The sequence below is a fragment of the Streptomyces colonosanans genome (genome assembly GCF_001866645.1).
GTDB classification, from domain to species: Bacteria; Actinomycetota; Actinomycetes; order Streptomycetales; family Streptomycetaceae; genus Streptomyces; species Streptomyces colonosanans.
Genome location: NZ_MLYP01000042.1, coordinates 85,488 through 108,380 on the forward strand (window position 1 = coordinate 85,488; position 22,893 = coordinate 108,380).

Annotated in this window: 19 protein-coding genes; 9 read left to right on the forward strand and 10 right to left on the reverse strand. The window is 69.0% G+C overall.

Features of this window, described 5'->3' with window-relative positions:
• Nucleotides 1-4: 4 nt before the first annotated feature.
• The 3 genes from mads7 to BIV24_RS36470 form a co-directional block, all read right to left on the reverse strand.
• Nucleotides 5-1,699 (reverse strand): methylation-associated defense system protein MAD7, encoded by a 1,695-nt coding sequence (gene mads7 / locus BIV24_RS16500; protein WP_071367062.1) that lies wholly within the window; start codon nucleotides 1,697-1,699, stop codon nucleotides 5-7.
• Complete coding sequence (mads6, locus tag BIV24_RS16505) at nucleotides 1,699-5,904, reverse strand: methylation-associated defense system protein kinase MAD6 (protein ID WP_071367063.1); 4,206 nt, start codon at nucleotides 5,902-5,904, stop codon at nucleotides 1,699-1,701. Before mads6 ends, mads7 begins: the two co-directional genes overlap by 1 nt.
• Nucleotides 5,905-6,050: 146 nt before the next feature.
• Nucleotides 6,051-6,401: a hypothetical protein gene (locus BIV24_RS36470; protein ID WP_425442569.1), complete on the reverse strand. Its 351-nt coding sequence runs from the start codon at nucleotides 6,399-6,401 to the stop codon at nucleotides 6,051-6,053.
• Between the two features lie 212 nt (nucleotides 6,402-6,613).
• Here BIV24_RS36470 and BIV24_RS16515 point away from each other — a divergent pair, with 212 nt between their 5' ends.
• On the forward strand, nucleotides 6,614-7,462 hold the full coding sequence (locus tag BIV24_RS16515; RefSeq protein WP_071367064.1) for a helix-turn-helix domain-containing protein: 849 nt from the start codon (nucleotides 6,614-6,616) through the stop codon (nucleotides 7,460-7,462).
• Nucleotides 7,441-7,650 carry a DUF397 domain-containing protein gene (locus BIV24_RS16520; protein ID WP_071367065.1) on the forward strand — a complete coding sequence of 70 codons (210 nt, stop codon included), beginning with the start codon at nucleotides 7,441-7,443 and terminating at the stop codon, nucleotides 7,648-7,650. Before BIV24_RS16515 ends, BIV24_RS16520 begins: the two co-directional genes overlap by 22 nt.
• Before the next feature lie 50 nt (nucleotides 7,651-7,700).
• Here the strand turns inward: BIV24_RS16520 and mads5 are convergent, their stop codons facing one another.
• From mads5 to BIV24_RS16540, 4 genes are all read right to left on the reverse strand, one after another.
• Nucleotides 7,701-9,122, reverse strand: coding sequence for a methylation-associated defense system restriction endonuclease subunit S MAD5 (gene mads5 / locus BIV24_RS16525; RefSeq protein ID WP_071367066.1), 1,422 nt, complete (start codon nucleotides 9,120-9,122; stop codon nucleotides 7,701-7,703).
• Nucleotides 9,119-11,407, reverse strand: coding sequence for a methylation-associated defense system DNA methyltransferase MAD2 (mads2, locus tag BIV24_RS16530; protein WP_177198738.1), 2,289 nt, complete (start codon nucleotides 11,405-11,407; stop codon nucleotides 9,119-9,121). The genes mads5 and mads2 overlap by 4 nt, the downstream gene beginning before the upstream one ends.
• A 151-nt stretch (nucleotides 11,408-11,558) precedes the next feature.
• On the reverse strand, nucleotides 11,559-13,709 hold the full coding sequence (locus BIV24_RS16535; RefSeq protein WP_177198739.1) for an AIPR family protein: 2,151 nt from the start codon (nucleotides 13,707-13,709) through the stop codon (nucleotides 11,559-11,561).
• A gap of 242 nt (nucleotides 13,710-13,951) precedes the next feature.
• On the reverse strand, nucleotides 13,952-14,353 hold the full coding sequence (locus tag BIV24_RS16540; protein WP_071367068.1) for a hypothetical protein: 402 nt from the start codon (nucleotides 14,351-14,353) through the stop codon (nucleotides 13,952-13,954).
• Nucleotides 14,354-14,481: 128 nt separating this feature from the next.
• On the opposite strand from BIV24_RS16540, the gene BIV24_RS16545 reads away from it, so the two are divergent.
• On the forward strand, nucleotides 14,482-15,129 hold the full coding sequence (locus tag BIV24_RS16545; protein WP_245766838.1) for a uridine kinase family protein: 648 nt from the start codon (nucleotides 14,482-14,484) through the stop codon (nucleotides 15,127-15,129).
• A 144-nt stretch (nucleotides 15,130-15,273) separates the two neighbouring features.
• Here BIV24_RS16545 and BIV24_RS16550 read toward each other — a convergent pair whose 3' ends face one another.
• Nucleotides 15,274-16,074: a SigE family RNA polymerase sigma factor gene (locus tag BIV24_RS16550; RefSeq protein WP_079168311.1), complete on the reverse strand. Its 801-nt coding sequence runs from the start codon at nucleotides 16,072-16,074 to the stop codon at nucleotides 15,274-15,276.
• A gap of 264 nt (nucleotides 16,075-16,338) precedes the next feature.
• On the opposite strand from BIV24_RS16550, the gene afsQ1 reads away from it, so the two are divergent.
• From afsQ1 to BIV24_RS16575, 5 genes are all read left to right on the forward strand, one after another.
• Entirely contained in the window at nucleotides 16,339-17,016 is a 678-nt protein-coding gene (gene afsQ1 / locus BIV24_RS16555; protein ID WP_071367071.1) for a two-component system response regulator AfsQ1, read from the forward strand.
• Nucleotides 17,013-18,578: a sensor histidine kinase gene (locus BIV24_RS16560; protein ID WP_071367072.1), complete on the forward strand. Its 1,566-nt coding sequence runs from the start codon at nucleotides 17,013-17,015 to the stop codon at nucleotides 18,576-18,578. The genes afsQ1 and BIV24_RS16560 overlap by 4 nt, the downstream gene beginning before the upstream one ends.
• Nucleotides 18,575-19,189, forward strand: coding sequence for a hypothetical protein (locus BIV24_RS16565; RefSeq protein WP_071367073.1), 615 nt, complete (start codon nucleotides 18,575-18,577; stop codon nucleotides 19,187-19,189). Before BIV24_RS16560 ends, BIV24_RS16565 begins: the two co-directional genes overlap by 4 nt.
• 117 nt (nucleotides 19,190-19,306) lie before the next feature.
• A complete protein-coding gene (locus tag BIV24_RS16570; protein ID WP_071367074.1) occupies nucleotides 19,307-19,858 on the forward strand; it encodes a VanZ family protein in 552 nt (183 codons plus the stop codon).
• Nucleotides 19,859-20,022: 164 nt separating this feature from the next.
• On the forward strand, nucleotides 20,023-20,226 hold the full coding sequence (locus BIV24_RS16575; protein WP_071367075.1) for a PspC domain-containing protein: 204 nt from the start codon (nucleotides 20,023-20,025) through the stop codon (nucleotides 20,224-20,226).
• Between the two features lie 96 nt (nucleotides 20,227-20,322).
• Here BIV24_RS16575 and BIV24_RS16580 read toward each other — a convergent pair whose 3' ends face one another.
• Together BIV24_RS16580 and BIV24_RS16585 are read right to left on the reverse strand one after the other, a co-directional pair.
• Nucleotides 20,323-20,661, reverse strand: coding sequence for an ATP-binding protein (locus tag BIV24_RS16580; RefSeq protein ID WP_071367076.1), 339 nt, complete (start codon nucleotides 20,659-20,661; stop codon nucleotides 20,323-20,325).
• A 130-nt stretch (nucleotides 20,662-20,791) separates the two neighbouring features.
• Nucleotides 20,792-21,946, reverse strand: a complete 1,155-nt coding sequence (locus BIV24_RS16585; protein WP_071367077.1) for an adenosine deaminase — start codon at nucleotides 21,944-21,946, stop codon at nucleotides 20,792-20,794.
• 112 nt (nucleotides 21,947-22,058) lie between these two features.
• Here BIV24_RS16585 and BIV24_RS16590 point away from each other — a divergent pair, with 112 nt between their 5' ends.
• Complete coding sequence (locus tag BIV24_RS16590) at nucleotides 22,059-22,820, forward strand: dienelactone hydrolase family protein (protein WP_071367078.1); 762 nt, start codon at nucleotides 22,059-22,061, stop codon at nucleotides 22,818-22,820.
• Nucleotides 22,821-22,893 lie beyond the last annotated feature (73 nt).

Below are 22,893 nucleotides of genomic sequence, written 5' to 3' on the forward strand. Positions count from 1 at the left end.
GCGTCTACCTTCCGCCCGCCGTGACCAGGCCGTCTTCGGTGATCGTGAACCTCGGGGTGATCACCTGGGTGAGATAGGCGTCCGAGAGGTCTTCGTAGAAGCCGATCTCACGCATCCGCGTGGTGAACGCCTCGGTGTTGGCCCGTAGGACCGTTTCCTCCTCCAGCCCCACCGGATCGAAACCGTCCGAAGTCGGCAGGCGGTCCACGTAGAGGCCGTACCGATCGCGCAGCAGCGCCAGGAACTCGTCGAGCCGCAGGGAGACCGTGTGGTGGGTGTACGGGGAGAAAGTGCCGCGGGGGTTCACCCGCAGCAGCGCCACCTGCACCAGCACCTCAAGCAGGGCGCTGTCCAGGACGAAGCGGCGGCGGCCCCGGTGGGGCTGGGCGATGGCCGCGCCGGGTCGGTTCTTGAGCAGCAGGGCATCGATGGTGTCGACGATGTACTTGTGGTGGTATCGCCCTCGGTAGGCCATAAGGAGTTCCAGGTACTTCTCGAAGGGGTCGAGTCCCATGGCCTCGTCTAGCAGAGGGCGTACTTCCTCGGGCTGTTCGCTCACCGGGGTGTCGTCGGTGATCGAGGTCAGCCTGGAGCTGAAGAACTCCTCACGCGACTTGCCGTATGCGTCCGTGCCGAAGCGCAGCAGTTCAGGCACGGTGAAGTGACCGCGGACAGGTCTGGTTTCCTTACCCTGGCCGACCAGATGCTCGGCGAATTCGTCGAGTTTGCGGATGGTGTATGCGGCGCGGACGAAGCCAGGGATGCGGCGGAGCCAGTGTTCCGCGCTGTGCTCTGCGAGGGCTGCGGCGGGGGTTCCGGGCGCTCCGGCGACATCGACGAAGAGCCCGACACGGAAGGGGCATCCGGCGAGCGGATCGGGTGCGGCGGCCGAGGCGGGGCAGCGGTCGTGACCGCAGGCCGGGTCCGTCGCCGACCGGGCGACCGCCTGGGGCAGCAGCTTCATCGTCTTGAGCTGGCCGAGGGCGAGATGAAAGGCGAAGAGGATCTTCAGGTACTCGACCATGGTGATGCGGGGCAGCAGGTCTTTCAGAGAGAGCAGCCGCACCACGTCGTCGGCCAGGAGGTCCGCCTGTCCGATGCACAGCGGGGGCGCGGAGTACCAGCCCTTGACACTGTGCGGGCTGTCCGCCTTGACCTGACTGTTGAGATGCAGCACCGCCTGGGTCTCGACGTCGATGGGAGCTGTCTGGGCCGGTACCGAGTTCGCGGCGTCGAGACCGGTGAAGAAGAATTTCCGGATCTGGTCCAGCGCGAGCTCTCCGTAGGGGCCACGGGCGTGCCGCAGCATCTCGTACAGCTGCGCATCAGCGCCGTACGGACGGGAGTGGTAGTAGTTGCGGAACTTGTACGTGAGACCGTGCAGGGGCCGCAGCCCGGCGACCGCCTGGGTGGGCCTGCCTCGGTTGACCATGTCGAGGAGCTGGGTCTCGACCCAGCGCCGGGCCATGTCCGGGTGATCGGCGAAGCCCTGGAACCGGTCCGTGTGGCGGGCGTCGGTGAACTCGCCGGCGAACTCCGCCACCGACAGGTCATTGCGCCGCACCATACGGCTGGTGAGGCCCTTGTGGTTGAGCCGCATCAGGAAGCCGGTGAGGACCCGGTCCATCTGCACGCGCTTGAACTCCAGGTAGGAGACGCCGAGATGCTTGAACTCGGTGTCGCGTCGGCGCAGTGCCATCAGCGCGCACCCTCCGTGTCGTGTCCGCTGGTTTCGGGCGCCGCGGAGTCGGGCAGTGCGGGGGCCAGGCTCAGGGCGCCGTCGGGCAGTCGGCTGAGCCGGTAAGGCGGCGAGCCGGGCGCGTTGAGCAGCACCTCCTGGTAGGAGGTGGCGGCCAGTGCGTTCTTGAAGACGGCCAGGGCGAGGTTCTGTCCTTGGCGGTCCTCCACTCCGGGCTGGTGGCCCTGGTGCAGCCGGTCGAGCAGTTCGTACAGGTCGAGCCGGACAGCCAGTTGGGCACGGTGGGCGCGTCCGTCCTCGGGATGGTGGCGCACCACGAGTTCGCGGGCGCTCGTCTCCACGTACCTCGAGGAGGGCGGCTCGGCGACGGCGATCGTGAAGCTGCCCGCCGGGAACAGCCGGTGACTGCGTACAGTGCCTCCGGGCACGGCACGCACTTGCAGGGCCAGGTCTCTTCCCTCCCTGCCGAGAGCGCGCGGCATACCCTCACCGCGGTTGACCGCCTCGATGAGGCGGGACAGCTCCTCGGGGCCAGGATTCCCCGCGGCCAGGAGGCGCAGGAAGCGGTCGGCGGCCTGGTAGGGCAGCAGGCCCATCCATCGGGTGTCGTCGAGGCTCTCGAAGTAGAAGCGCCGCCGTGCCGCGGCAAGGTAGGCACGGTGCGCGGAGATCTGGGCGCGGTCGGCGAGATGTGTGCGGGGCAGGGCGCGGAAGCGTTCGGTGAGGAGCCTCTCGTCGAGGTCTCCGCGCTGGTCGAAGGAGACAAGGGTGTGGCCAGCGGCGGGGCCCGTGTAGTCGAGGCGCCGGTCCAGCTGGGGATCCGGTACGGCTGCGACGTCGAGCTCGCGGAGCTGGCCGAGAAGGCGGTCCCGCTCATCGGTACCGCTCTCGCCGGTGTGGATACCCGCCCAGCTGGTGAAGTAGAGGCTGTCGAGAACGTCTTGCCGTGCCTCGTGATCGTCGCTTGCGTAGAGCGCCTGGATCTGGGCGCAGTCGCGGCCCGAGGTGAGGGTGTAGGCGAGAGCGGAGCGCAGGTCGCGCAGGGTGATGTGGAGCCGCCCGCGCAGATGCACCATGCGGTAGAGCGTGGCGAGCCGCTCGGTGACCTGTTTCCCCGCGGTGGGGTGGGCGAAGGTACGGGCGTTGTGGAGGGCGTAGCAGCGCGGGGCGAGCGCGCAGGACGCGCAAGCCTCCCAGTTTCGTTCGCCGGTCAGCGAGGCAACCATCCGGTGCATGATCGATCCGGTGCCGTCCGGATCGGCCAGGACATCGCGGGCGTTGAGGTTGACGACGGCGACTCCGTGCGCTCCGCGGCCGGTGGACAGCCCCTCCCGGACGATGGCGGCGAGCAGCGGATATCGGTCCTCGTGCCGGGCGGCGAAATCGACGAGGCGGCCTTCGTTGACAGCGATGAGCCGGGTCTGGTCATCGGGCCATGCCTGGGGAACCTGCCCCTGGTAGGGGGCGAGGAAGGTGTCGAGGACGGTGTCGTTCTCGGTGTCTCCCTCGTCCTGGCTGCCATCGTGGTTGGTGTGGAAGGTACGGCCGTCCAGGGTGAAGTCGTCGCCGTTGGCGCGAGGTTCGTCGAAGTCGGCGCCGCGGCGGCGTGCCTCGTCCGCGAGGTGTTGCAGGAAGGCTGTCTTGCCGTCGCCGGCGTTGCCGGTGATGACCACGAGACGGTGCAATCCCTTGAGGACGTCCGGGCGCAGTCGGGAATCGAGGGCAGTCTCGACGTAGAGCGGGTGGTCGGCGGGATCCAGGCCGCGGGTGCCTGCGTTGGTGCGGGCGCTCTGGCTGTAGAGGGTCTGGAGATGGCTGACGAAAGGGTTACGGCCCGCAGAGTCACCACCGGTCGCTGTGAGGCGCGATCGCGCCGCCGGGACGTGCGGCACGATCCGTACTTCGTGTACGGCGGCGAGCGCGGCGCGGAACTCCTCGGCGTCGCGGTAGCGCTGATGGCGGCGGGGGGCGATGGCACGCAGCAGAACCGCGGTGAAGTCGGGATCGAGGTCCGCGAGGCCGGGCAGCCGTCTCGGGTCGAGCGGCTGCGTGCCTCGCTGCGGGGTCCTTTGGCCCTCCCACGGATAGCCGCCGGTGAGCGCCTCGTACGCGGAGATCCCGAGGGCGAAGAGGTCGAGATCGGTGAGCTGTTCGCGGCTGGGCCGCTTCAGACCGGTGGCCTCGGGCGCGAGGTAGCGGGGTGAGCCGAGGGTCGGGGTGAGCGTGGAGTCCTCGGAGACGGCCGCGTTGAAGTCGAGGATACGGGCGCCGTCGGCCGTCCACAGCAGGTTGCTGGGCTTGATGTCGCAGTGGAACACACCGTTGAGGTGCAGGTGGCCCAGTCCGGCGAGGCAGTCGTCGAGCAGCTTGCGCACGTCGGCGGGGCCCAGGGTGCGGTCCTGGTTGAGGACGCGTTGCAGATCCTGTCCCTCCGCGAACTCCATACGAAGGTATGGGAAGCGGCTCTTGGGCAGCCACTCGGCGTCAATGAGCCGCACGAGGTTGGTGTGCGGAGGCAGTTTGCGCAGGATCCGGTACTCGCCCTTGAGGCGCTCCTCGACGGACTCGTGGTCCTTGGTGATGATCTTCAGGACTTCGTCGGCGTCGTCCAGGGTGTTGAACACCCGGTAGACGACGCCGAACTGGCCCTGCCCCAGCCGAGCGCGCACCCGGAACTTCTCGGTGAGGCGGAAGCCCTCGGGCAGGTCGGCATAGCTGTACGGGTTGTTCCAGTCGAAGGGGTCGCCAGGCTCCTCGCGCACCGGGCGCCGTGCCTGCACCCGGGAGCGGCCCGCGTCGGCCATGGACAGCCTGCTGATCACGTCCCGGGCGAGTGGCCGGTCGGCCGGGTCGACGGACAGCAGCCCCCGGATGACCGCCTTGAGCTCGGGATCGAGCTGTTCGGTCTCGTCGAGGCTGTCGAGCAGTATCCCGCCCGCCCCCAGAGAGGGAAGCTCACCCGTGTAGAGCTCGTGGAAGAGCACACCGGCCGCGTACAGGTCGGTGGCCGGGGAGAAGCTGCCGGGATGCTGATGGCACTCGGGCGCGAGATACGCCGAGGGCTGATGGACGTACGCCGCCATGCCCACGCTGAGCTCGCTCGGGCGGGGCGGCCCGGGATGCGCGTAGTCGAAGCCGGTGAGCATGGCGACGCCGTTGCGTCCGACGAGCACGGTGTCCGGGCTGAGATAGCGGTGGACCACCCGGTGGGCGTGTGCGACAGCGAGGCCGCTGAGGACCCCGTCCACGATGCGCCGCCTGGCGTCGGCGCCGAGCGCGGAACGGCCCTTCGCGTCCAGCTTGACGCGCAGGGCTTCGGCGAGGACGTCCTTCAGAACGACGGCGTATCCCTCGCCCTCGTCCAGCGGGAAGGACGTGACGCACGGGACGATGTTCGGGCAGGGGGGAAGCTTGTTGAGGGCCTGGATCGGGTTGCCGATGCGCGCGTACGCCGTGGACCGCTGCTCGTCGGGCAGTAAAGGGTCGACGGCGTGTGCTTGGAGGATGTACGTCCCCGACCGCGGCTGGTCCGCCAGCCGCACCTGGTACACGGAGACGCGGCGGGCCGGGTCGTCGTCCTCGGACGTGTCGGTGTGGTCGGCCTCATGGAGGGTCTCCACGACCTCGTAGTGGCCGAAGCGCCGCTTCCCGGCCGGCGGACGGGTCTCCGCCTGGAAGACACGGGCCAGGTCGGCACGTAGCGCCGAGATGTCCCCCGTGGGCCGGTTCCCCGGCGGGCGGTGGCGCTTGAGGAAGGGCACCAGGTCGTCGAGGTGGAGGGTGCTCGGCTCGTCACGGCCATCGGGGTCGTGCAGGGTGGCTCCCGGGTACGGCAGGATCACCAGGCCCTCGCACCACACCGACCCGAGCCGCCCTCCCCCGGCCCGGGACCGCGCCAACAGGTCGGCGGCGACCCGCGCATGGTTACGGATCTTCCGCCCCGGGCTCGCGAACGGCGCGCCCCGCGGATACCAGCGCCCGCCGCGCACTTCGACCCGGCCGTGCACCCCCTTGGTGTCCGCGAGGTAGACGGCGTGATCGGCGATGATCGCCAGATCCACCTCGAACATCGGTCGCCCCGGCCCGTACGGCAGCTCGAAGTTGGCGACGACGATCCACTCGTCCGACGCGTGCTCCCGCAGATGGCGCAGCACCATGCGTTCGGCCTCGTTGGCCGGCTCCCCGATCGGGATGATCCGCGCCATCGCCCCGCTCCCTCGTTCTCACGCCGTACGCACACCGCACCCGCCCCACGAGCACCGGCACGCACACGGTCATATGCCGACGCCTGTGTCACGGGACACTCTAGGACGCCCCACTGACAACGCGCCGGAATCCGGCCGCGCCCAGGTCACAACACCTCGCCCCGGCTACGGGCGTTGGCCACGGCCACGCGGGCCCGCAACAGCCTGTCGTCCGGCGACGTGCCGCCCACCGAGCCGTCGGCAGCCACCGGCTCGACGTCACCGGGACGCGCGGTCCACTCCCGGCCGCCGCCGGGAGGGCGCAGCCAAACGTAGCCGTCGAGGTGGTCCATGACGACTCCTTTCCGGTCCCGCCGTGTGTCATAGGCGAGTTCACCGACGGGGAAACGGCCCGGCTCATCGGCGGCGCGGGCGGTCGCCTGGTCGGCGGCACGCGCCTGCGCGGCGGCCTTGTCGGCGGCTCGATCGGGGCGGTGGGGGGTCGTACGGCGGGTCAACTGTGCCTCCTGTGCGGTTCTCGCTGTTCGCGCTCTCAGCGTCACCGTCAGGAACCGTCGCTGGACAGGGGGACGGTGTTCCACGAGGAGATCCGGAACAACCCTCACCTGCCGTTCTTCACCGTTCGCACCCACGCTGTCACCGAACGCGACTAGCGTGGACGGCGTGATGACATCCCCTCGGGGATGCGGAACCACGAGGGAGCACCGCCATGACCAAGCCCGGCCGCGCACTCACCCCCGCCCGCTCCGCCCGCGACCTCTACGGCGTGGAACTCAACCGCCAACGCCAGCTCGCCGGGCTGTCGTTGGACCGACTGTCGGACATCGTCAACTACAGCAAGACACATCTGCACGGGGTGGAGACGGGTGAACGGCTTCCGTTGCCGCCGATCTCGGAGAAGCTGGATCTGGCCTTTGGGACAGGGGAGTTGTTCCAGGGGCTGTGGGGCGCGATGAAGCGGGAGCACACGGCTCGCCGGTTCGATCACTGCTTGGAGCTGGAGGCTCGGGCGGCGCGGATTCAGGAATTTGGCGCGAACGTCATCCCCGGGCTGCTCCAGACCCCCGCGTACATGCGCGCGTTGTTCATCAAAGGCAATCCAGGAATGAGCCCCGTGAAGATCGACGACTTGGTGGCGGCCCGCCTGAGTCGCCAGGAGGTTCTTCGACGCGACAATACGCCGGACTTCTGGTGGATTCTCGGTGAAGCGACCCTGCGCCAGGCTGTGGGCGGACCGAGGGTGATGTGTGAGCAGCTCACGGCCTTGCTTCCGCTAGCGGAAACACGCCGCACGACGATCCAAGTCATCCCGTTCGAGGCGGGCGCGTGCACCCTGATGAACGGCACACTCATCTTGCTGACTCTCCCGGACAACTCGACCACCGTGTACCAGGAAGGCCCCAGGAACGGCGAGATCTTCGACGACCGGGATACCGTCACGCTGCGCATGCGAGAGTACGATCTGATGAAGGCCAGCGCCCTCTCGCCAGGAGAGTCCGCAGCGCTGATCGAAGCGACGATGGAGACATACCAGCCATGCGAGCCACCTCGGACCTGAGCATCGCCCACTGGCGCAAGTCCTCCTACAGCGGAAACCAGCAGGGGGATGCTTGCGTCGAGGTCTGCGACGACTTCCCCGGCACGGTCCCCGTCCGCGACAGCAAGAACACTGCTGGCCCTGTCCTGACGCTCCCTGGCCGATCCTGGCAGCGGTTTATCGACGGCCTCAAGGACGGGGCGCTGTAGGGCACTTACGTCGAGTACCGCCCCTCGCCGACATACAGCTCCGCACAGGCTCAGCCGGTCACGGCCTCCTCCAGCTTGGCGAGGGCCAGATCTTCCTTGACGTCGGCTTCGTCGCGCTTCCTGTACGCGTCACGGATGGTGTTGGCGATGCGATCACGGTCGGCCTCCGTCAGAACCGGCACAGGAATGCTCGTACGCAGCTCCTCATGGATGTCCTGCTGCTTGCCACCAACGGACATGGAACGCAGAACGCGGAAGGCGGCCTCCGAACGGAGAAAAGCGAAGAGGTAGGCACCCGGAACAGTGGGTTCCCCACTCACGACACGCAGGAAGTGCTGACTGTAGGCGTGGTCGAGCCAGGAGCCGGTTACCAGGAACGGGCGACAGAACACCTCGTTCTCGCCCAAAGTTCCCTGAGCCGCAATCATCACTGTCTCATCCGACGCAAAAATGCCCGGCGGCGCCTGCTCTGGGCTGATCCAACGCCCCTCCGGTCGCAACCAGAACGCCTGACGCTGGCCAATGAGGCGTACAGCGCCGTGGTCCGGTTCTGCGTCAATGCGCTTGAAACGCACCCCGGACCCCAGCACGCCCCCCTTGCAAACCTCCCCCAACGTCACACACTCCACAGACCCCAGCCGCTCCAGAATCTCCTCGGCCCGCGGCTGGAAGTTGAGCGCCCGCAGCGTGGTCGCCGTAAGGCCCCGCTTCACGAACCCCAAGTCCCGCCCGCGTTCATGCCACCTGAGGTCGAGCAGGTCCTCCAGGTGAGCCGTGCTGAAGAGATCGCGCGTGGCCTGGGCAAGCCCCTCCTGAAACGCAGCCCGCAACTCGGCTGCTTCCTGAATGAGTTCGTGGATCTCCTTCTCGACCGCATCACCGAAGCGAGGGATCGGGATATCCCCCACATGGTCAGGAGAGATGTGCTTGACGGCCGATCCGTATACCCCACCCCTGACGAGCACCTCACCGAACCGGCTACTCAGGAAGGCGCACAGATACCCAGGAGGGGTAATCCCGGAATCGGGCTCGACCTTGATGACGTCTTCCGATGACCAGAAGCCGACCATGTCAGGCCGTACATAAGCCCGTCGCCCCGCATTGAATCCCGACCGGGAGATCAGCGTCATCCCGGATTTGAGCTTCAGGTCGGCCAGCCGGGATGACACGGCGTCTTCCCTGCGCAGCAGGGGCAGTGTCGAGAAGTCGGCGAGTTGCATGTCCTTGCTGCCGACGAACGGCACGCCATGCGCGGGGTCAGTCACGTACACGCGCCGGAAGAGCGGTCCGCTGACAATGCCCCCGGACCGGCCACCGGTCAGGTCCCTCAGCGGCACCTTCTCCACCCGCAGCCGCTCCAGCAACCGCTTCGTCGCGAACGCCCCCGACAAGTAGGGCTTGGCATCCAGCCGCAACCCCTGCTTGTCGAGCCACCCGCGCATCGCCGGGTTCCCCGGTTCCGCGACCTTCACGCCTCCGCCCCCGGCTTCCAGGGAAGTTCGTCCCGGTACCGGTCCAGGAACGCGTGGTACTCGGTGATGACGCTCGGCCGGTTGTGGCGCTTGCGCCGTTGCCGTAGGGGCATGAGGTCATCGTCGCGGATCAGGTCACGCCGCTTGAGGGTGCGGGGAATCGCCACGTTGTTGACGACGATCTCGTCGGTCACCTCGTACTCGTCCACGACGAGGTCACCACGAGCGTCCCGCACATACAGAGGATTGCCGCGCCGGTCGACGCCGACCTTCTCCGCGACGGCCATGAACACCGGGTAGTCGGCGGGACCGTGCACCCGTTCCTGGAACTTCTCCTCATCCGTCTTCTTCGTCAAGAAGAGCAACGTGGTGAGGATGTTGACGCCCGCACCCTCGACGAAGATCTCCACCGGGAGTTCGACGCTGGCCATGACCCAGCACTCGTCGAGGACGTACTGGCGTACCGCCTCGTCGTCGGGGCCGGGGTTGGAGAGGATTCCGTTGGGCAGGACGATGCAGAGACGACCGCCGGGCCGTACCCATTCGATCGCCTTCTGGACGAAGAGCCGTTCCGGGGCGACGGAGTAGGCGGGCTTGCCGCGCTTGAGGGTGCCGTCCGGCTTCCGGCTCCAGCCGTAGGCGATGCTCCGCTCCTTCTCCACACCCGACGGGTGCTTGCGGAACAGGTCCAGGACCGGGCCTGTCACCGGGATGTCCGTACCGAAGGGGGGGTTAGTGAGCAGCACATCGAGCTTGCCGGGTTCGATGCGGTGGCGGAACGGCTCGGCGAGCCTGACGCCGGGGAGGTTGCCCAGCCAGGGGAAGCCGAGGGAGTCCATCTGGAACGTATGGCCCGCGATGTCGGTGAGCATCATCACACCGAACGCGGCGGCGCGCGTCAGGAAGGGGTCGAAGTCCGCTCCGAAGATCCGTTCCTCGGCGTACCGGCCGAGCCGCTGCCGCAGCGCGGTCTCCAGGCGGGCCCGTTCCTGGACGGACAGTGACTGCTCGTCGTCGGGCATCCACTTGTGCAGCACGTGGAGCAGGGTCTCGCGCAGGAACCCCCCGGTGCCGCAACACGGGTCGAAGACGGTCTCGCCCTCCTTGGGGTCGAGGATCTCGACCGCGAGCCGGACCGCCCGGAGCGGAGTGAAGTACTGGCCGCGGTCACCACGCAGGTTGTCACCGACGAGTTCCTGGTACGCGGTGCCGAGGGCGTCGAGCGAGGTGTCGTGCAGGCTGTAGGTGGCCAGTTCACCGGTGATGAACGTCAGGGCTCCGTCGCCGAGGGTGAGCCGGTCGTACTCGTCGAACAGTTCCTGCTCGGCGTAGAACTCCTTGACCTCCTCGAAGAGTTCCCTGACCCGGGCAGCGACGGCGGGGCTGCCCTCCTCACCCATGACGGCGGCGGCGAGGTCGGCGCTGTCGACGTGGAACCGGGTCTCCCGCTTGCCCTCCCGCACCAGACGCTCGTCGTAGAGCTTGGCGAACAGGACGTACAGGAACTGCCAGAACGCGGCGTCCTTGGGCAGGCCCTCGTTTCCGTGGATGTAGTTGTGGCAGCGGCGGAAGGCGAACCGCAGCATCGATTCGTCGGCCCGCCGCATCACGGCGAGCGAGGAAGCATTGCCTTGGGCGTCGAAGACCGTCGCGTCGCCGCGCGGCCAGTTCAGCAGCGGCAGGTACTTCTCCTCGAAGGGCGAGGAGGTGTCGCGGCGGATGAAGTACAGGTCCTTGTCGTCGGTCCACATGCCATACACGCACTCGTCGCCGGCGGCGTGCATCAACGAGGCAACCTCGTCGACCTGCTCCTTGGCGTGCGCGAATGTGCGGATCTTGGAGACGGTACGGCTCTCCTTGGGGCGGGCCTTGGTGACGACGATGCGCCGCACGTACTGCAGCTTGTGCGGCTTGCCGTGTTCGAAGATCGCGATGCTCGCGCGGCGCCGGGACTTACGGCCGGTCTCCTCGTTGATCACAGGAATCGAGAAGTCGGCTTCCATGTCACGGGGATCGATGCCGTACTGATGGACCAGCGAGCGGGCGATCCGCTGGCGCACCTTCTCAGCCTCGGTGAGCTTCACCACCTCCGTGCCGGTGATGTAGTCGAAGCCCTCGTCGTCCTGAAGCTTCCGCGGCTCCGCGCTCTCCCCCGAGCCGTTCTCTGCGCTCACCATCTCCGCGCCCCGCTTGCCGGACTTCCCACGCTTCCTCGACGCCCCGGACGCCCCCGGCTTCGGCTCTCCCCCGCCAGGAATGTCAAGACCCAGCTGTTCCTCAGCCATCGCGATAGCGCCCACCTTGTCCCGTATTGCCACAATTCGCACCGGCCGCGGTCGCCCGCCGATACCACTCAAGACTAGGGCAGCGCGGAACCGGTTCCTCGCCGTTCCGCGCTGCCCACGGTCCGTAGTCACGGTCGAGGAATCCCAGCCCTCACTCCTCGCCGCCCTCGCCTGCATCGAGATCATCGACCGCCCGCAGCTCCGCCGCGATATCGGCCAGCGAGCCCTCGCCCGGGATATGCCAGTAGCGGGTCCCCTGGACCTGCTGATGGACCCCCATGGCCTCACCGCGCATCTGCCGGGTGAGCGTGGAGGGCGCGTACGGCTGGCCGTCCGCCTCCCACACCAGCGGCTTCGTCTTGTTGTTCCGCCACACCGCACGGGTTCGGTTCGCATCAGCGGCGAGCCAGTTCGGCAGCCCTCGGCGGTCGGGGCCGGTCACGGGACGGAACTCCAACACCGTGCCCTCGGCGATCCGCCCGGCGTCGACGATCACCCGCACCGCGTTCGCGAGCCGACCGGCCCTGCCCTGCGTCTGCTCGGTGACCCGGTAGTCGCTGAAGTCAGGTGCCTTGTCGCCCGAGCCGAGACGCTCCAGCAGCCGCCGCTGCACGACCTTTACCCGGTCGGCCGTGCGGACGGTCGTCGCGTACTGGCTCTTCTCGCCGAAGGCCGTGTCGGCGATCTCCACGAACCACCACAGGGCCCGCTCCGTCAGCTCTGGCACCTCGGCCAGCCGCGCCCCCCACGCGGCCTCCTGTGCCTCACTCGAGTCGTCGAGGGTGCCGGTGTCCATGGTGTGGAAGATCGCGTGGGCTATGAGCAAATCGGCATTGCCCGCCGCGCTCGCGACCCGCCCATACAGATCGACGCGCAACTTGTACAGGGCGGCGCGCACCTCCCGCAGCAGCTGCACGACGCGCCAGACACGGGCGGCGCTCGGCCGGCGTCCAAAGAGGTCACGGTAGTGGCGGTCCTCCCACAGAGTGGATGAGTCCCGTTTGGCCCTGGCGACCATCTCGGGCGACCGGTGGGTCGCGGCGAGGGCGAGGGCGGCCTCGGTCATGGTGCAGCCGGCCGCCTCGTGGGGCGCTGGTTCCCCGCGCCTGATGACGTAGTTGAGACCAAGCGAGACGATGAAGTCGTCACGCAGGTCGAACTGGACCTGGTCACGCGACTTGAAGTCGCGCTCCTGCACCGGATTCTGGGTGTTGGCGGCAGTGGTGACCCGGTCGCCGAAGCCCTCAGGACATGCCTTGAGGGAGATGATCCGCACCAGAACCCGGCCCTTCCCCGCCGTTCCCGGACTCTTCTGCACGGCGCGCGCGATCGCATCGACGGTCTGCGCGCCGTTGACGACGCTGGCGCCCTTCAGTCGGAAGCCGACCCCCGCGCCCGGCCTGAACTCCCCCTTCCCCTTCGGGTCATAGCTCTCGCACAGCAGCGTGATGCCGTTACTGAAGTACCAGAAGTGTTCGGGCTCGCTGAGGAGTGTGCCTTGGATCTTGGGATTGACGTCGGACACGTCCAGGGCATCACGAATGTTGCGCGAGAACAGGTGAGCCCGATTGTCGCCCTGGTACCACTCGGCGATCTCGGCCACGGAGACGGTGCCGTAGAAAGCCTCGTACGGAATCGTTTCCTTGCCCGCCCCTTCGAGCCAGACGTCAAGCTCGACCTGCCGCTCGCCTTGGTCGCCGAGAAGTTCCTGATACAGCCCCCGCAAATCGATGACCTTGTAGTCGATCATCCCTGGAATCCAGCTGCGGGAGCGGATACCCTCTTCGAGTTCCCGCTTGATATTGGGGTGCAGGTCGTTTTCCGTGACGAGCGCCAGCACCAGCTTGATGGTGCCGGGGTTGTCGAGCGCGGTCTCCAGTGCTGCCGCATGGGGCTCGATCCGGCTGTTGAAGCGGTGGAACTCCAGCGCCCTCAGATCGTCCAAGCCCCGGAAGAGTGCCCTGAGCTCGCGCTCACCGAAGCCCGCGGTGCCGTTCTCACTCCACTTCGCCTGTACCAGCGTGATGTGGTACCTGTCCTCGCCGCGTTCCTCGACGGCGACGGCGTCGATGCCCCGGTCCCCGAAGTCGTCGATAAGCCCCGAAGCCGCCTCCCGGTCGCTCCACCGCGTCTCCTGTTTCACAGCCAGGGCCGCGACCGCACGGCTCAGGAAGGCCCTTTCCTCTTCCTTGGTGCTCGAGTTGGCGCGGTCCGACATGTCGATGTGCGGCCGGAACCTCTTCTCCAGTCCTTTGCGCAGATGGCGCATGTAGTACGAATTGGCCACGGACGAATTGGCCACGGAGGTCCCCCCTGAATTCGCTGGGCTTCGAGGCGGCACGCCGTCGTGAGCGCACGCCACCGGCAAGGCTATCCCGGCAGGTAACAAGCGTTCCGCGTGGTCCGATGGAACACCCCGATCCCGACAGAGCAGATCAGGCCGATCCATGGTTGAGACCACGTCGCCCCACAAACCGGAGAGCCGCGCTTATCCCCTCCGGACAGAGGGGATAAGCGCGGCTCTCCATGCGCCCGCCGGAGGGCTCAGCGCACCGCCCCGAGCACCTGGCCGAGCACCGGCACGCTGCCCAGCGACGACGCCTGGGCCACCGGCCGGGTCAGGGCCTGCGAGCTCAGCGGCTTGAAGTCGGCGATCTGCGTGCCGACGCCGTTGTCGAGCGGGTCGACTCCCGTGCCCGCCAGCGGGTTGGGCTTGAGGTTCGCGAGCGGGCCGGTGGCGTATCCGACGCTGCCCTTGAGCGCCTGCAGCCCCGACTGCGGGTCGACCTGGCCGAGCGACGCGGGCCGGGCGCGCGTCGCGTCAGGGGCCGGGCCGGTGGCCGCCGACGCCGCGGCCGCACCCGCCCCCAGTGCGACGCCCGTGGTCGCGAGGGCGACGAGGGCGCGCCGGGCGGTGGGGGTGTGGGGGGAGGCATGTCGTGCCATGGCTGCTGCCACCTTCTGCTCGCCGAGAGTAATCCGTTCGACGCACAGGGTAGTTGAGGTGTGATGTCCGTTCCAACGGAGACCCGCGGGGTCGGCGCGCCGCGGGCGATGCGTCAAACTGGTGTCTCGTGAGTCCCCAACCCCCGGCCCCGGCCCGCGTCGTGCTGCTCTGCGGCCCCTCCGGCTCCGGCAAATCCCTCGTCGCCGCCCGTTCCGGCCTGCCCGTGCTGCGGCTGGACGACTTCTACAAGGAGGGCGACGACCCCACGCTGCCGCTGGTGGAGGGAAGTTCGGACATCGACTGGGACCATCCGCGGTCATGGGACGCGGACGCCGCGATCGCGGCCATCGTCGAACTGTGCGCCAAAGGCCGTACGACGGTGCCCGTGTACGACATCTCGCTGAGTGCGCGTACGGGCGAGGAGACCCTGCACATCGACCGCACGCCGGTGTTCATCGCCGAGGGCATCTTCGCCGCGGAGATCGTGGAGCGCTGTCGCGAGCTGGGCGTTCTCGCCGACGCGCTGTGCCTGTCGCGGGGGCCGTTCACCACGTTCCGCCGCCGCTTCCTGCGCGACCTCAAGGAGGGCCGCAAGTCGGTGCCGTTCCTGGTGCGCCGCGGCTGGCGGCTGATGCGCGCGGAGCGGTCGATCGTCGCCCGTCAGACGGCGCTGGGCGCGTACGCCTGCGACCGGGACGAGGCCCTGGGCCGGCTGGCGGCAGCAGCCGCGGGCCGTCGCGCCCCGGCGAAGACGGCAACGAAGACGACGACGTAGCCCCGTACGCACGCAGACCCGTACGGGGGACAACGAGAACGGGGCTGGACAGACCCCCCGGCCCTCCAGCCCCGCTCTCTGGTGCTCCCCCGTGGTGATCCCCCGTGATCCCCCTGTGGTGCTCCCCCGTGTCCCCCCGATCCCTCAGGCGACCAACTCGCCGAAGGACTCCTCCTCGTCACGGCCGAAGCTGAGGACCTCGTCCTCGCGCAGCCGGCGCAGCGAGCGCCAGATGCTGGACTTCACCGTGCCGACACTGATGTCGAGGATCTTCGCGATCTCCGGGTCCGTGCGGCCCTCGTAGTAGCGCAGGACCAGCATGGTGCGCTGGAGTTCCGGCAGCCGGGCGAGCGCCTGCCACAGGACGGCGCGCAGTTCGGTGCCGCGCATCGCGTCCATGTCGCCGATGGTCTCCGGCAGTTCCTCGGTCGGGTACTCGTTCAGCTTGCGGCGGCGCCACGCGCTGATGTGCAGGTTGGTCATCGTCCGCCGCAGGTAGCCCCCCACCGCGGCCTTGTCGGTGATCCGGTCCCACGCCCGGTACGTCGAGAACAGCGCGCTCTGCAGCAGGTCCTCGGCCTCGAAGCGGTCACCGGTCAGGTGGTAGGCGGTTGCGTACAGGGAGGCGCGGCGTTCCTCGACGTAGGCGGTGAACTCCACCTCCGCCGCCGAACGACGCTCCCCCTGGACCTCCCCGTACGCGGCTCCCCCGTGAGCCTCCCCCGCGTGTGCGTCAACCACCGCCATGTAGGGCTGGCGCCCCTGCTGGGCAGACGCGGTGTACTGACGCCCGGTGCCGCGAGTGCACCCCCGCCCTCCCCCGAGCTCTCGACTGCGCTCGAGCAGGGAGGCACCCCCTCCGGCACCGGACTTCCCGACGCTCCGATTGACGTCGTGCAGACGCGTGACAACTGCGCTCGTGCTGGTGCCGTGCAGCGTGTTCATCTCGCGCCCCCCGTCGTGGAGTCCCGGACTTCCGGCCGCCGTGCGGCCTTGTTCATGTCGAAAAGATTGCCCGGGTGACTTCATGGCCGTGTCCGCCGACTGTCACAGGCCTGTCACAGAGGTCACCCACAGCCGCATCGTGACGTCACAGAGTGGCGTTGTGCGACTACAGCGGCATGTCGGCGCCCCGTGCCGTGCGGGAAGGATGTGATGGAGTGCTCGGGCGGTCGAAACACAGCCGTGGTATGAGCCAGAATGAGGCCCGTGCCTTCCCTGTTGCTGATCGAGGACGACGACGCCATCCGAACGGCCCTGGAGCTCTCTTTGACGCGCCAGGGTCACCGCGTGGCCACCGCTGCCACCGGCGAGGACGGTCTCCAACTGCTGCGCGAGCAGCGCCCGGACCTGATCGTGCTGGATGTGATGCTGCCCGGCATCGACGGATTCGAGGTGTGCCGGCGCATCCGGCGCACCGACCAGCTGCCGATCATCCTGCTGACCGCGCGCAACGACGACATCGACGTCGTGGTCGGGCTGGAGTCCGGCGCCGACGACTATGTCGTCAAGCCTGTGCAGGGGCGGGTGCTGGACGCCCGGATCCGGGCCGTGCTGCGACGCGGCGAGCGCGAGGCCAGTGACTCGGCGACGTTCGGCAACCTGGTCATCGACCGGGCGGCCATGACGGTCACCAAGAACGGTGATGATCTCCAACTGACGCCCACCGAACTGAGGCTGCTCCTGGAGCTGAGCCGGCGGCCCGGTCAGGCGCTGTCGCGGCAGCAGTTGCTTCGGCTGGTGTGGGAGCACGACTACCTGGGCGACTCGCGGCTCGTCGATGCGTGCGTGCAGCGGCTGCGCGCCAAGGTCGAGGACGTGCCGTCGTCCCCCACGCTGATCCGTACGGTCCGTGGGGTCGGATACCGACTGGACGCTCCTCAGTGACCGATCCGCACGAGGAACGCCGCGGCTGGGCCGCGGCTCGCAAGGCCGTACCGTCACACCTGCGCTTCACGAGCCTCAGGCTGCGCCTGGTCGTGGTGTTCGGGCTCGTCGCGCTGACCGCCGCCGTGTCGGCGTCCGGCATCGCCTACTGGCTCAACCGCGAGGCCGTGCTCACCCGTACCCAGGACGCGGTACTGCACGACTTCCAGCAGGAAATGCAGAACCGGGCGAGCGCGCTGCCGGGGCACCCGACGCAGGACGAACTGCAGCACACCGCCAGCCAGATGGCGGGCAGCAGCCAGCGCTTCAGCGTGCTGCTGATCGCGCAGGACGAGCACGGGAAAACGGTGGTCGGCAACTCCGACCTGGGCACCTTCACCCTTCAGGACGTGCCGGAGTCCCTGCGCAAGGCGGTGGACAAGCAGCAGCACGTGTCATCGTCCGACAAGGACGCCTACCACCTGTACTGGCAGCGGATCGTCCAGCACGGCAAGCCGTATCTGGTCGGCGGCACGAAGGTGATCGGCGGCGGCCCCACCGGCTACATGCTCAAGTCCCTGGAGCCGGAGGCCAAGGACCTCAACTCGCTGGCCTGGTCGCTCGGTATCGCCACCGGTCTCGCGCTGATCGGCTCGGCGCTGCTCGCACAGGCCGCCGCGACGACCGTGCTGAAGCCGGTGCACCGGCTCGGCATCGCGGCCCGGCGTCTGGGCGAGGGCCGGCTGGACACCCGGCTGCGCGTGTCCGGCACCGACGAACTCGCCGACCTGTCCCGGACCTTCAACCGCGCGGCCGAGTCCCTGGAGAAGAAGGTCGCGGACATGAGCGCCCGCGAGGAGGCCTCCCGTCGCTTCGTCGCCGACATGTCCCATGAACTGCGTACTCCGCTCACGGCGATCACGGCGGTCACCGAGGTGCTGGAGGAGGAGCTGGACGCCGAGACGGGCGGCATAGACCCGATGATCGAGCCCGCCGTCCGGCTCGTGGTCAGCGAGACCCGCCGGCTGAACGACCTCGTCGAGAACCTGATGGAGGTCACCCGCTTCGACGCGGGCACGGCCCGGCTGGTCCTGGACGACGTGGACATCGCCGACCAGATCACCGCGTGCATCGACGCCCGCGCCTGGCTGGACGCCGTCGAACTGGACGCCGAGCGCGGCATCATGGCCCGCCTCGACCCGCGCCGCCTCGACGTGATCCTGGCGAACCTGATCGGCAACGCGCTCAAGCACGGCGGTTCACCGGTACGCGTCCGCATCCGCGAGGAGGGCGAGGACCTTCTCATCGAGGTGCAGGACCACGGCCCCGGCATCCCCGAGGACGTCCTGCCCCATGTCTTCGACCGCTTCTACAAGGCGAGCGCCTCGCGCCCGCGCTCCGAGGGCAGCGGCCTCGGCCTGTCCATCGCCCTGGAGAACGCGCACATCCACGGCGGCGAGATCACGGCCGCCAACGCGTCCGGGGGCGGAGCGGTGTTCACGCTGCGCCTGCCGCGCGACGCCTCGCCGCTCATCGCGGAGGAGACGCGGGACGGGAACGGCACCGAGGAGAACGCCCGATGACGCCACGTCGCGCCCGCCCCTGGCTCGCCGCCCCGCTCCTGGCCGCGCTGCTGGCCGGCTGCGGCATCCGCCCCACCCAGGTGCCGACGGAGTTCGGCCCCGCGCCCTCCCGGGTGCCCTGCGCGCTGTCCGGCACGGACTCGTCCACGCAGACCGGCCGCGGCATCCCGGTCCAGATCTTCCTGCTGTGCGCCTCGCAACTGGTGACGGCGGACCGGTCCGTGCGCATCCCGGACGGACCGGCCGAGGCAGAGCGCCGGGTGCTGGTGGCACAGGGGCTGCTCGACCAGCTCGCCGTGCAGCCCTCGTCCGGGGAGCAGCAGGCGGGCTACACGACCGGCGTGACCGGAGGCATCAGGGCGAGCGGCCCGCGCGGCAAGGACCCTGACGGCACCTTCCGGCTGAGCACCCGGCCGCAGGACCTCACCTCGTACGCCCTCGCGCAGATCGTCTGCACCTTCGCCGACTCCGAGGCGACCGCCGCCGAGGACGGGAGCGTCGTACTCGGCGGCCCTGCCGGTCAGCCCCTGCGCCGCTACACATGCACCACGGAGGTGCGCTCCCACCCGGGCACGGTCGCACCGCCGTCCAGCCAGGTCACCGGGCCCTGAACCGGCCGGGAGACCGCCCGTCCGCCGGGGCGCTCACGGCTCGTACGTGTGCCGTAGCACTCACCCATCGTGGTGCATCACGGAACCGATCCCGTGGAGGGCCGCGTCTAGCAGGGCGTGCAGCGTCAAGGCTCAAACGGCGGCAGCGCCGCGATCCGCGTCCGTGTGGCAGGAGGTGTCCTCCTCGTCGCACATCTCGCGTTCGTCGCCTGGATCACGCTGCGCCCGCTGGACGTGCCCTGGGTCAGACCCGCCAATCTGCACCCGTTCGCCGGCATCAGGGCCGATCTCGCACTGGGCTGGCCGGAGGCCGCCCGCCGCATCGGGGAGGGGCTCGCGCTGCTCGCGCCGCTCGGGGTGCTGCTGCCCCTGGCCGGCGGCCGGCTCGTCGTCTCGCCGCTCGCCTCGCTGGCCCGTACGGTCGCCGCGGGCACCCTGCTCTCCCTGGGGATCGAACTGCTGCAGACCGGGGTGCCCGGTCAGGTCGCGGACATCGACGCGGTGCTGCTCAACACGGTCGGGGTGGCACTGGCGCACCTTCTGGTCGTGCCCGCGGCCCGGGCCCGGCTGCGCCGCCGGGCCACGTCCAGGCAGCGGGCCGCGCTCCTCCGGGAGGACCTGTCTCAGGGGCGTCCCCCGACGATTCCCAGGGTCGGAATGGCCCCGTAGAGGGACGCTTCGCGCCCTTCGTCTGCGTAGCGTGGAACACGTCGAGAGCGTCGAAGACACCGACACCATCGAAGACATCGAGATCGTCGGGGACATGACGCCGAGGCGACGTCCCGGCGCCCGCCGGGGCCATCACTCCACTCACGGTTCGCGAAGGAGCCACCATGACCGCCCTTGCCCGCCCCACTCACGGACGGATGATCGGCGGAGTGTGCGCAGCGCTGGCACGGCGCTTCGGCACCTCCGCGACGACGATGCGCGTGATCTTCCTGCTGTCGTGTCTGCTTCCCGGCCCACAGTTCCTGCTCTACATAGCGCTGTGGATCCTGTTCCCGTCGGAGGAGACGGCGGCGAACCGGGCCTGGTGACGTCTCGCGCTCCGGTGCGGCGGCACGCCGGTACGCCGATATGCCGATGGGCGCCCCGGAGCGGGGCGCCCATCGACGTCGTACGGGCAGGTGGCGTCAGCCCAGCGGGATGCCGTTCACCGGCAGGCCGTGCGTGGGCAGCCCCTTGACCGGCAGTCCACCGAGCAGCCCGGCGGTCGGTTGGGTGACGACCCTCTGCGCGGCGGGCCGGGCGGCGGTCACCGCCGTGCCGACCGCCTTCTGTCCCTGGCTGACCACCTCACCCGCGCCGGGCAGCACCTGGGCGACGTTTCCCGGCGGCATCGCGTGGCGGGCGGTGTTCATCCCGGGGACGTCCGGCACGGCCGGGGCAGCGCCCGCGACGCCCGCGCCCGCGGCGGCGAAGGCGGCACCGAGAGCGGCGACACCGAGGGTCTTGGCAGCAGACTGCTTCATGGCGAATGCGTCCTTGAATCCGATGACGGGAATATGAGCGGTCCAAAACCGTAAACACGCCGCGGCAGGCACCGCAAACGTCCCGCAGCGGCCGGGACATACGCTCCCGGCCGCTCGACAAGAGGACCCCTCAGTCTTCGGACGCCGCAAAACCGCTGCTGGAAGCAGCCTGCCTGAACAGCCATTCGGATTTCAGTTCGGCATAACCGGGCTTGATGACGTCGTTGATCATCGCCAGTCGTTCATCGAAAGGAATGAATGCCGACTTCATGGCATTGACGGAGAACCACTGGAGGTCGTCGAGCGTATAGCCGAATGCCTCGACCAGGTGCTCGAATTCCCGGCTCATGCTGGTTCCCGACATCAGCCGGTTGTCGGTGTTCACCGTGGCACGGAAGTGCAGCCGCCGCAGCAGCCCGATGGGGTGGTCGGCGTACGACGCGGCGGCGCCGGTCTGCAGGTTGGAACTGGGGCACAGCTCCAGCGGGATGCGCTTGTCGCGCACGTACGAGGCGAGGCGCCCGAGTTCCACCGAGCCGTCCTCGAGGACCTGGATGTCGTCGATGATGCGCACCCCGTGCCCGAGCCGGTCGGCGCCGCACCACTGCAGGGCCTGCCAGATCGAGGGCAGCCCGAAGGCCTCGCCGGCGTGGATGGTGAAGTGGTTGTTCTCGCGCTTGAGGTACTCGAAGGCGTCGAGGTGCCGGGTGGGCGGGTAACCGGCCTCGGCACCGGCGATGTCGAAGCCGACGACCCCCAGGTCCCGGTACCGGTTGGCGAGTTCGGCGATCTCCAGGGCGCGGGCCGCGTGCCGCATGGCGGTGAGCAGGGCACCCACACGGATGCGGTGGCCGTTCGCCCTCGCCCGCCGCTCGCCTTCCCTGAAGCCCTCGTTGACCGCCTCGACGACCTCTTCGAGGGCGAGCCCGCCCGCCAGATGCTGCTCGGGCGCGTACCGCACCTCGGCGTAGACGACCCCGTCCCCGGCGAGGTCCTCCGCGCACTCGGCCGCCACGCGCACCAGCGCCTCGCGGGTCTGCATCACGCCGACGGTGTGGGAGAAGGTTTCCAGGTACCGTTCCAGGGAGCCGGAGTCGGCGGCCTCGCGGAACCAGATGCCCAGCTTCTCCGGGTCGGCCTCGGGAAGGTGCGCATAGCCCGTCTGGCGGGCGAGTTCGACGATCGTGCCGGGGCGCAGCCCCCCGTCGAGATGGTCGTGCAACAGGACCTTGGGCGCCCGGCGGATCTGATCCCGGTTCGGGGTGTTCTGGTGCTGGCTCGTCATTTTCGCACCATAGCCCCTACGCGCGTAGAACTTCAGGTGCGGCAAAGCGTCGATATCCAAAGGTGATCCACCGGACGGTTTCGTATCCGGTCGCTTCTGACACTGTTCTGCTATGGCACACCAAGCGACGCCGGTTCGCAGGGCCCGGCTGGGAAGAGCACTCGGCCCGGAGCCGACGGCGGTGAGCGGTGCGGTGCTGCTGCTCCCGGGCGGCGACCGGGTCTCCACCCGCAGACCGTCCCCCTTGATGGCGACCGCCTCCGTCCGTGCGCTGGGCCGCCACCTGGCGCGCGCGGGGCGGCGTGACGGCCTGGTCAGCCATGTGGTGCACTACCGGTACCGGGGCTGGAACGACGACGAGGCGCATCTGGTGCACGACGCCACCTGGGCCGCCGACGAGGTCGTACGGCGCTACGGGGACGTGCCGGTGTGTCTCGTCGGCCGGGACATGGGCGGCCGGGCGGCGCTGCATGCGGCCGGCCACTCGGCCGTCACCTCGGTTCTGGCGCTGGCGCCCTGGCTTCCCGAGAACGACAGGGCGGCGTCGTCCGAACCGGTGAAGCAACTCAGCGGCCGGCAGGTGATGATCGTGCACGGCACGAACGACGGGCGTACGGACCCCGAGCTGTCGTTCCGGCTGGCGGCGCGCGCGAAGAAGGCTAACCGCGACATCTGCCGCTTCGAAGCGCACTCCGACGGGCACGGGTTGCACCACTACCGGTCCGAAGTGCACGCGCTGGCCGAGGACTTCGTGATGGGAACGCTGTTCGGGCGGGCCTTCTCCCGGCCGGTGACGGACGCGCTTGCGGCCCCGCCCCCGCTGGGGTTGCGGATGCCGTTGGCGGCGGGGTTCGGGCGGTCGCTCAGGAAGTGAGGGGAACGCCCTTCGCCGGGGCGCGGGGCTGCGGTGGCAGCATTCGGCTGAGCCGTGCGGGCGCGATCGGCCG

Coding starts and splice junctions, on each gene's coding strand:
- BIV24_RS16515 (WP_071367064.1), top strand. CDS start 6,614: ATGACCAAGCCCGGCCGCGCACTCACCCCCGCCCGCTCCGCCCGCGAC.
- BIV24_RS16580 (WP_071367076.1), bottom strand. CDS start 20,661: ATGAAGCAGTCTGCTGCCAAGACCCTCGGTGTCGCCGCTCTCGGTGCC.
- BIV24_RS16540 (WP_071367068.1), bottom strand. CDS start 14,353: ATGGCACGACATGCCTCCCCCCACACCCCCACCGCCCGGCGCGCCCTC.
- BIV24_RS16585 (WP_071367077.1), bottom strand. CDS start 21,946: ATGACGAGCCAGCACCAGAACACCCCGAACCGGGATCAGATCCGCCGG.
- mads7 (WP_071367062.1), bottom strand. CDS start 1,699: ATGGCACTGCGCCGACGCGACACCGAGTTCAAGCATCTCGGCGTCTCC.
- BIV24_RS16590 (WP_071367078.1), top strand. CDS start 22,059: ATGGCACACCAAGCGACGCCGGTTCGCAGGGCCCGGCTGGGAAGAGCA.
- mads6 (WP_071367063.1), bottom strand. CDS start 5,904: ATGGCGCGGATCATCCCGATCGGGGAGCCGGCCAACGAGGCCGAACGC.
- BIV24_RS16520 (WP_071367065.1), top strand. CDS start 7,441: ATGCGAGCCACCTCGGACCTGAGCATCGCCCACTGGCGCAAGTCCTCC.
- BIV24_RS16575 (WP_071367075.1), top strand. CDS start 20,023: ATGACCGCCCTTGCCCGCCCCACTCACGGACGGATGATCGGCGGAGTG.
- mads2 (WP_177198738.1), bottom strand. CDS start 11,407: ATGGCTGAGGAACAGCTGGGTCTTGACATTCCTGGCGGGGGAGAGCCG.
- BIV24_RS16565 (WP_071367073.1), top strand. CDS start 18,575: ATGACGCCACGTCGCGCCCGCCCCTGGCTCGCCGCCCCGCTCCTGGCC.
- BIV24_RS16550 (WP_079168311.1), bottom strand. CDS start 16,074: ATGAACACGCTGCACGGCACCAGCACGAGCGCAGTTGTCACGCGTCTG.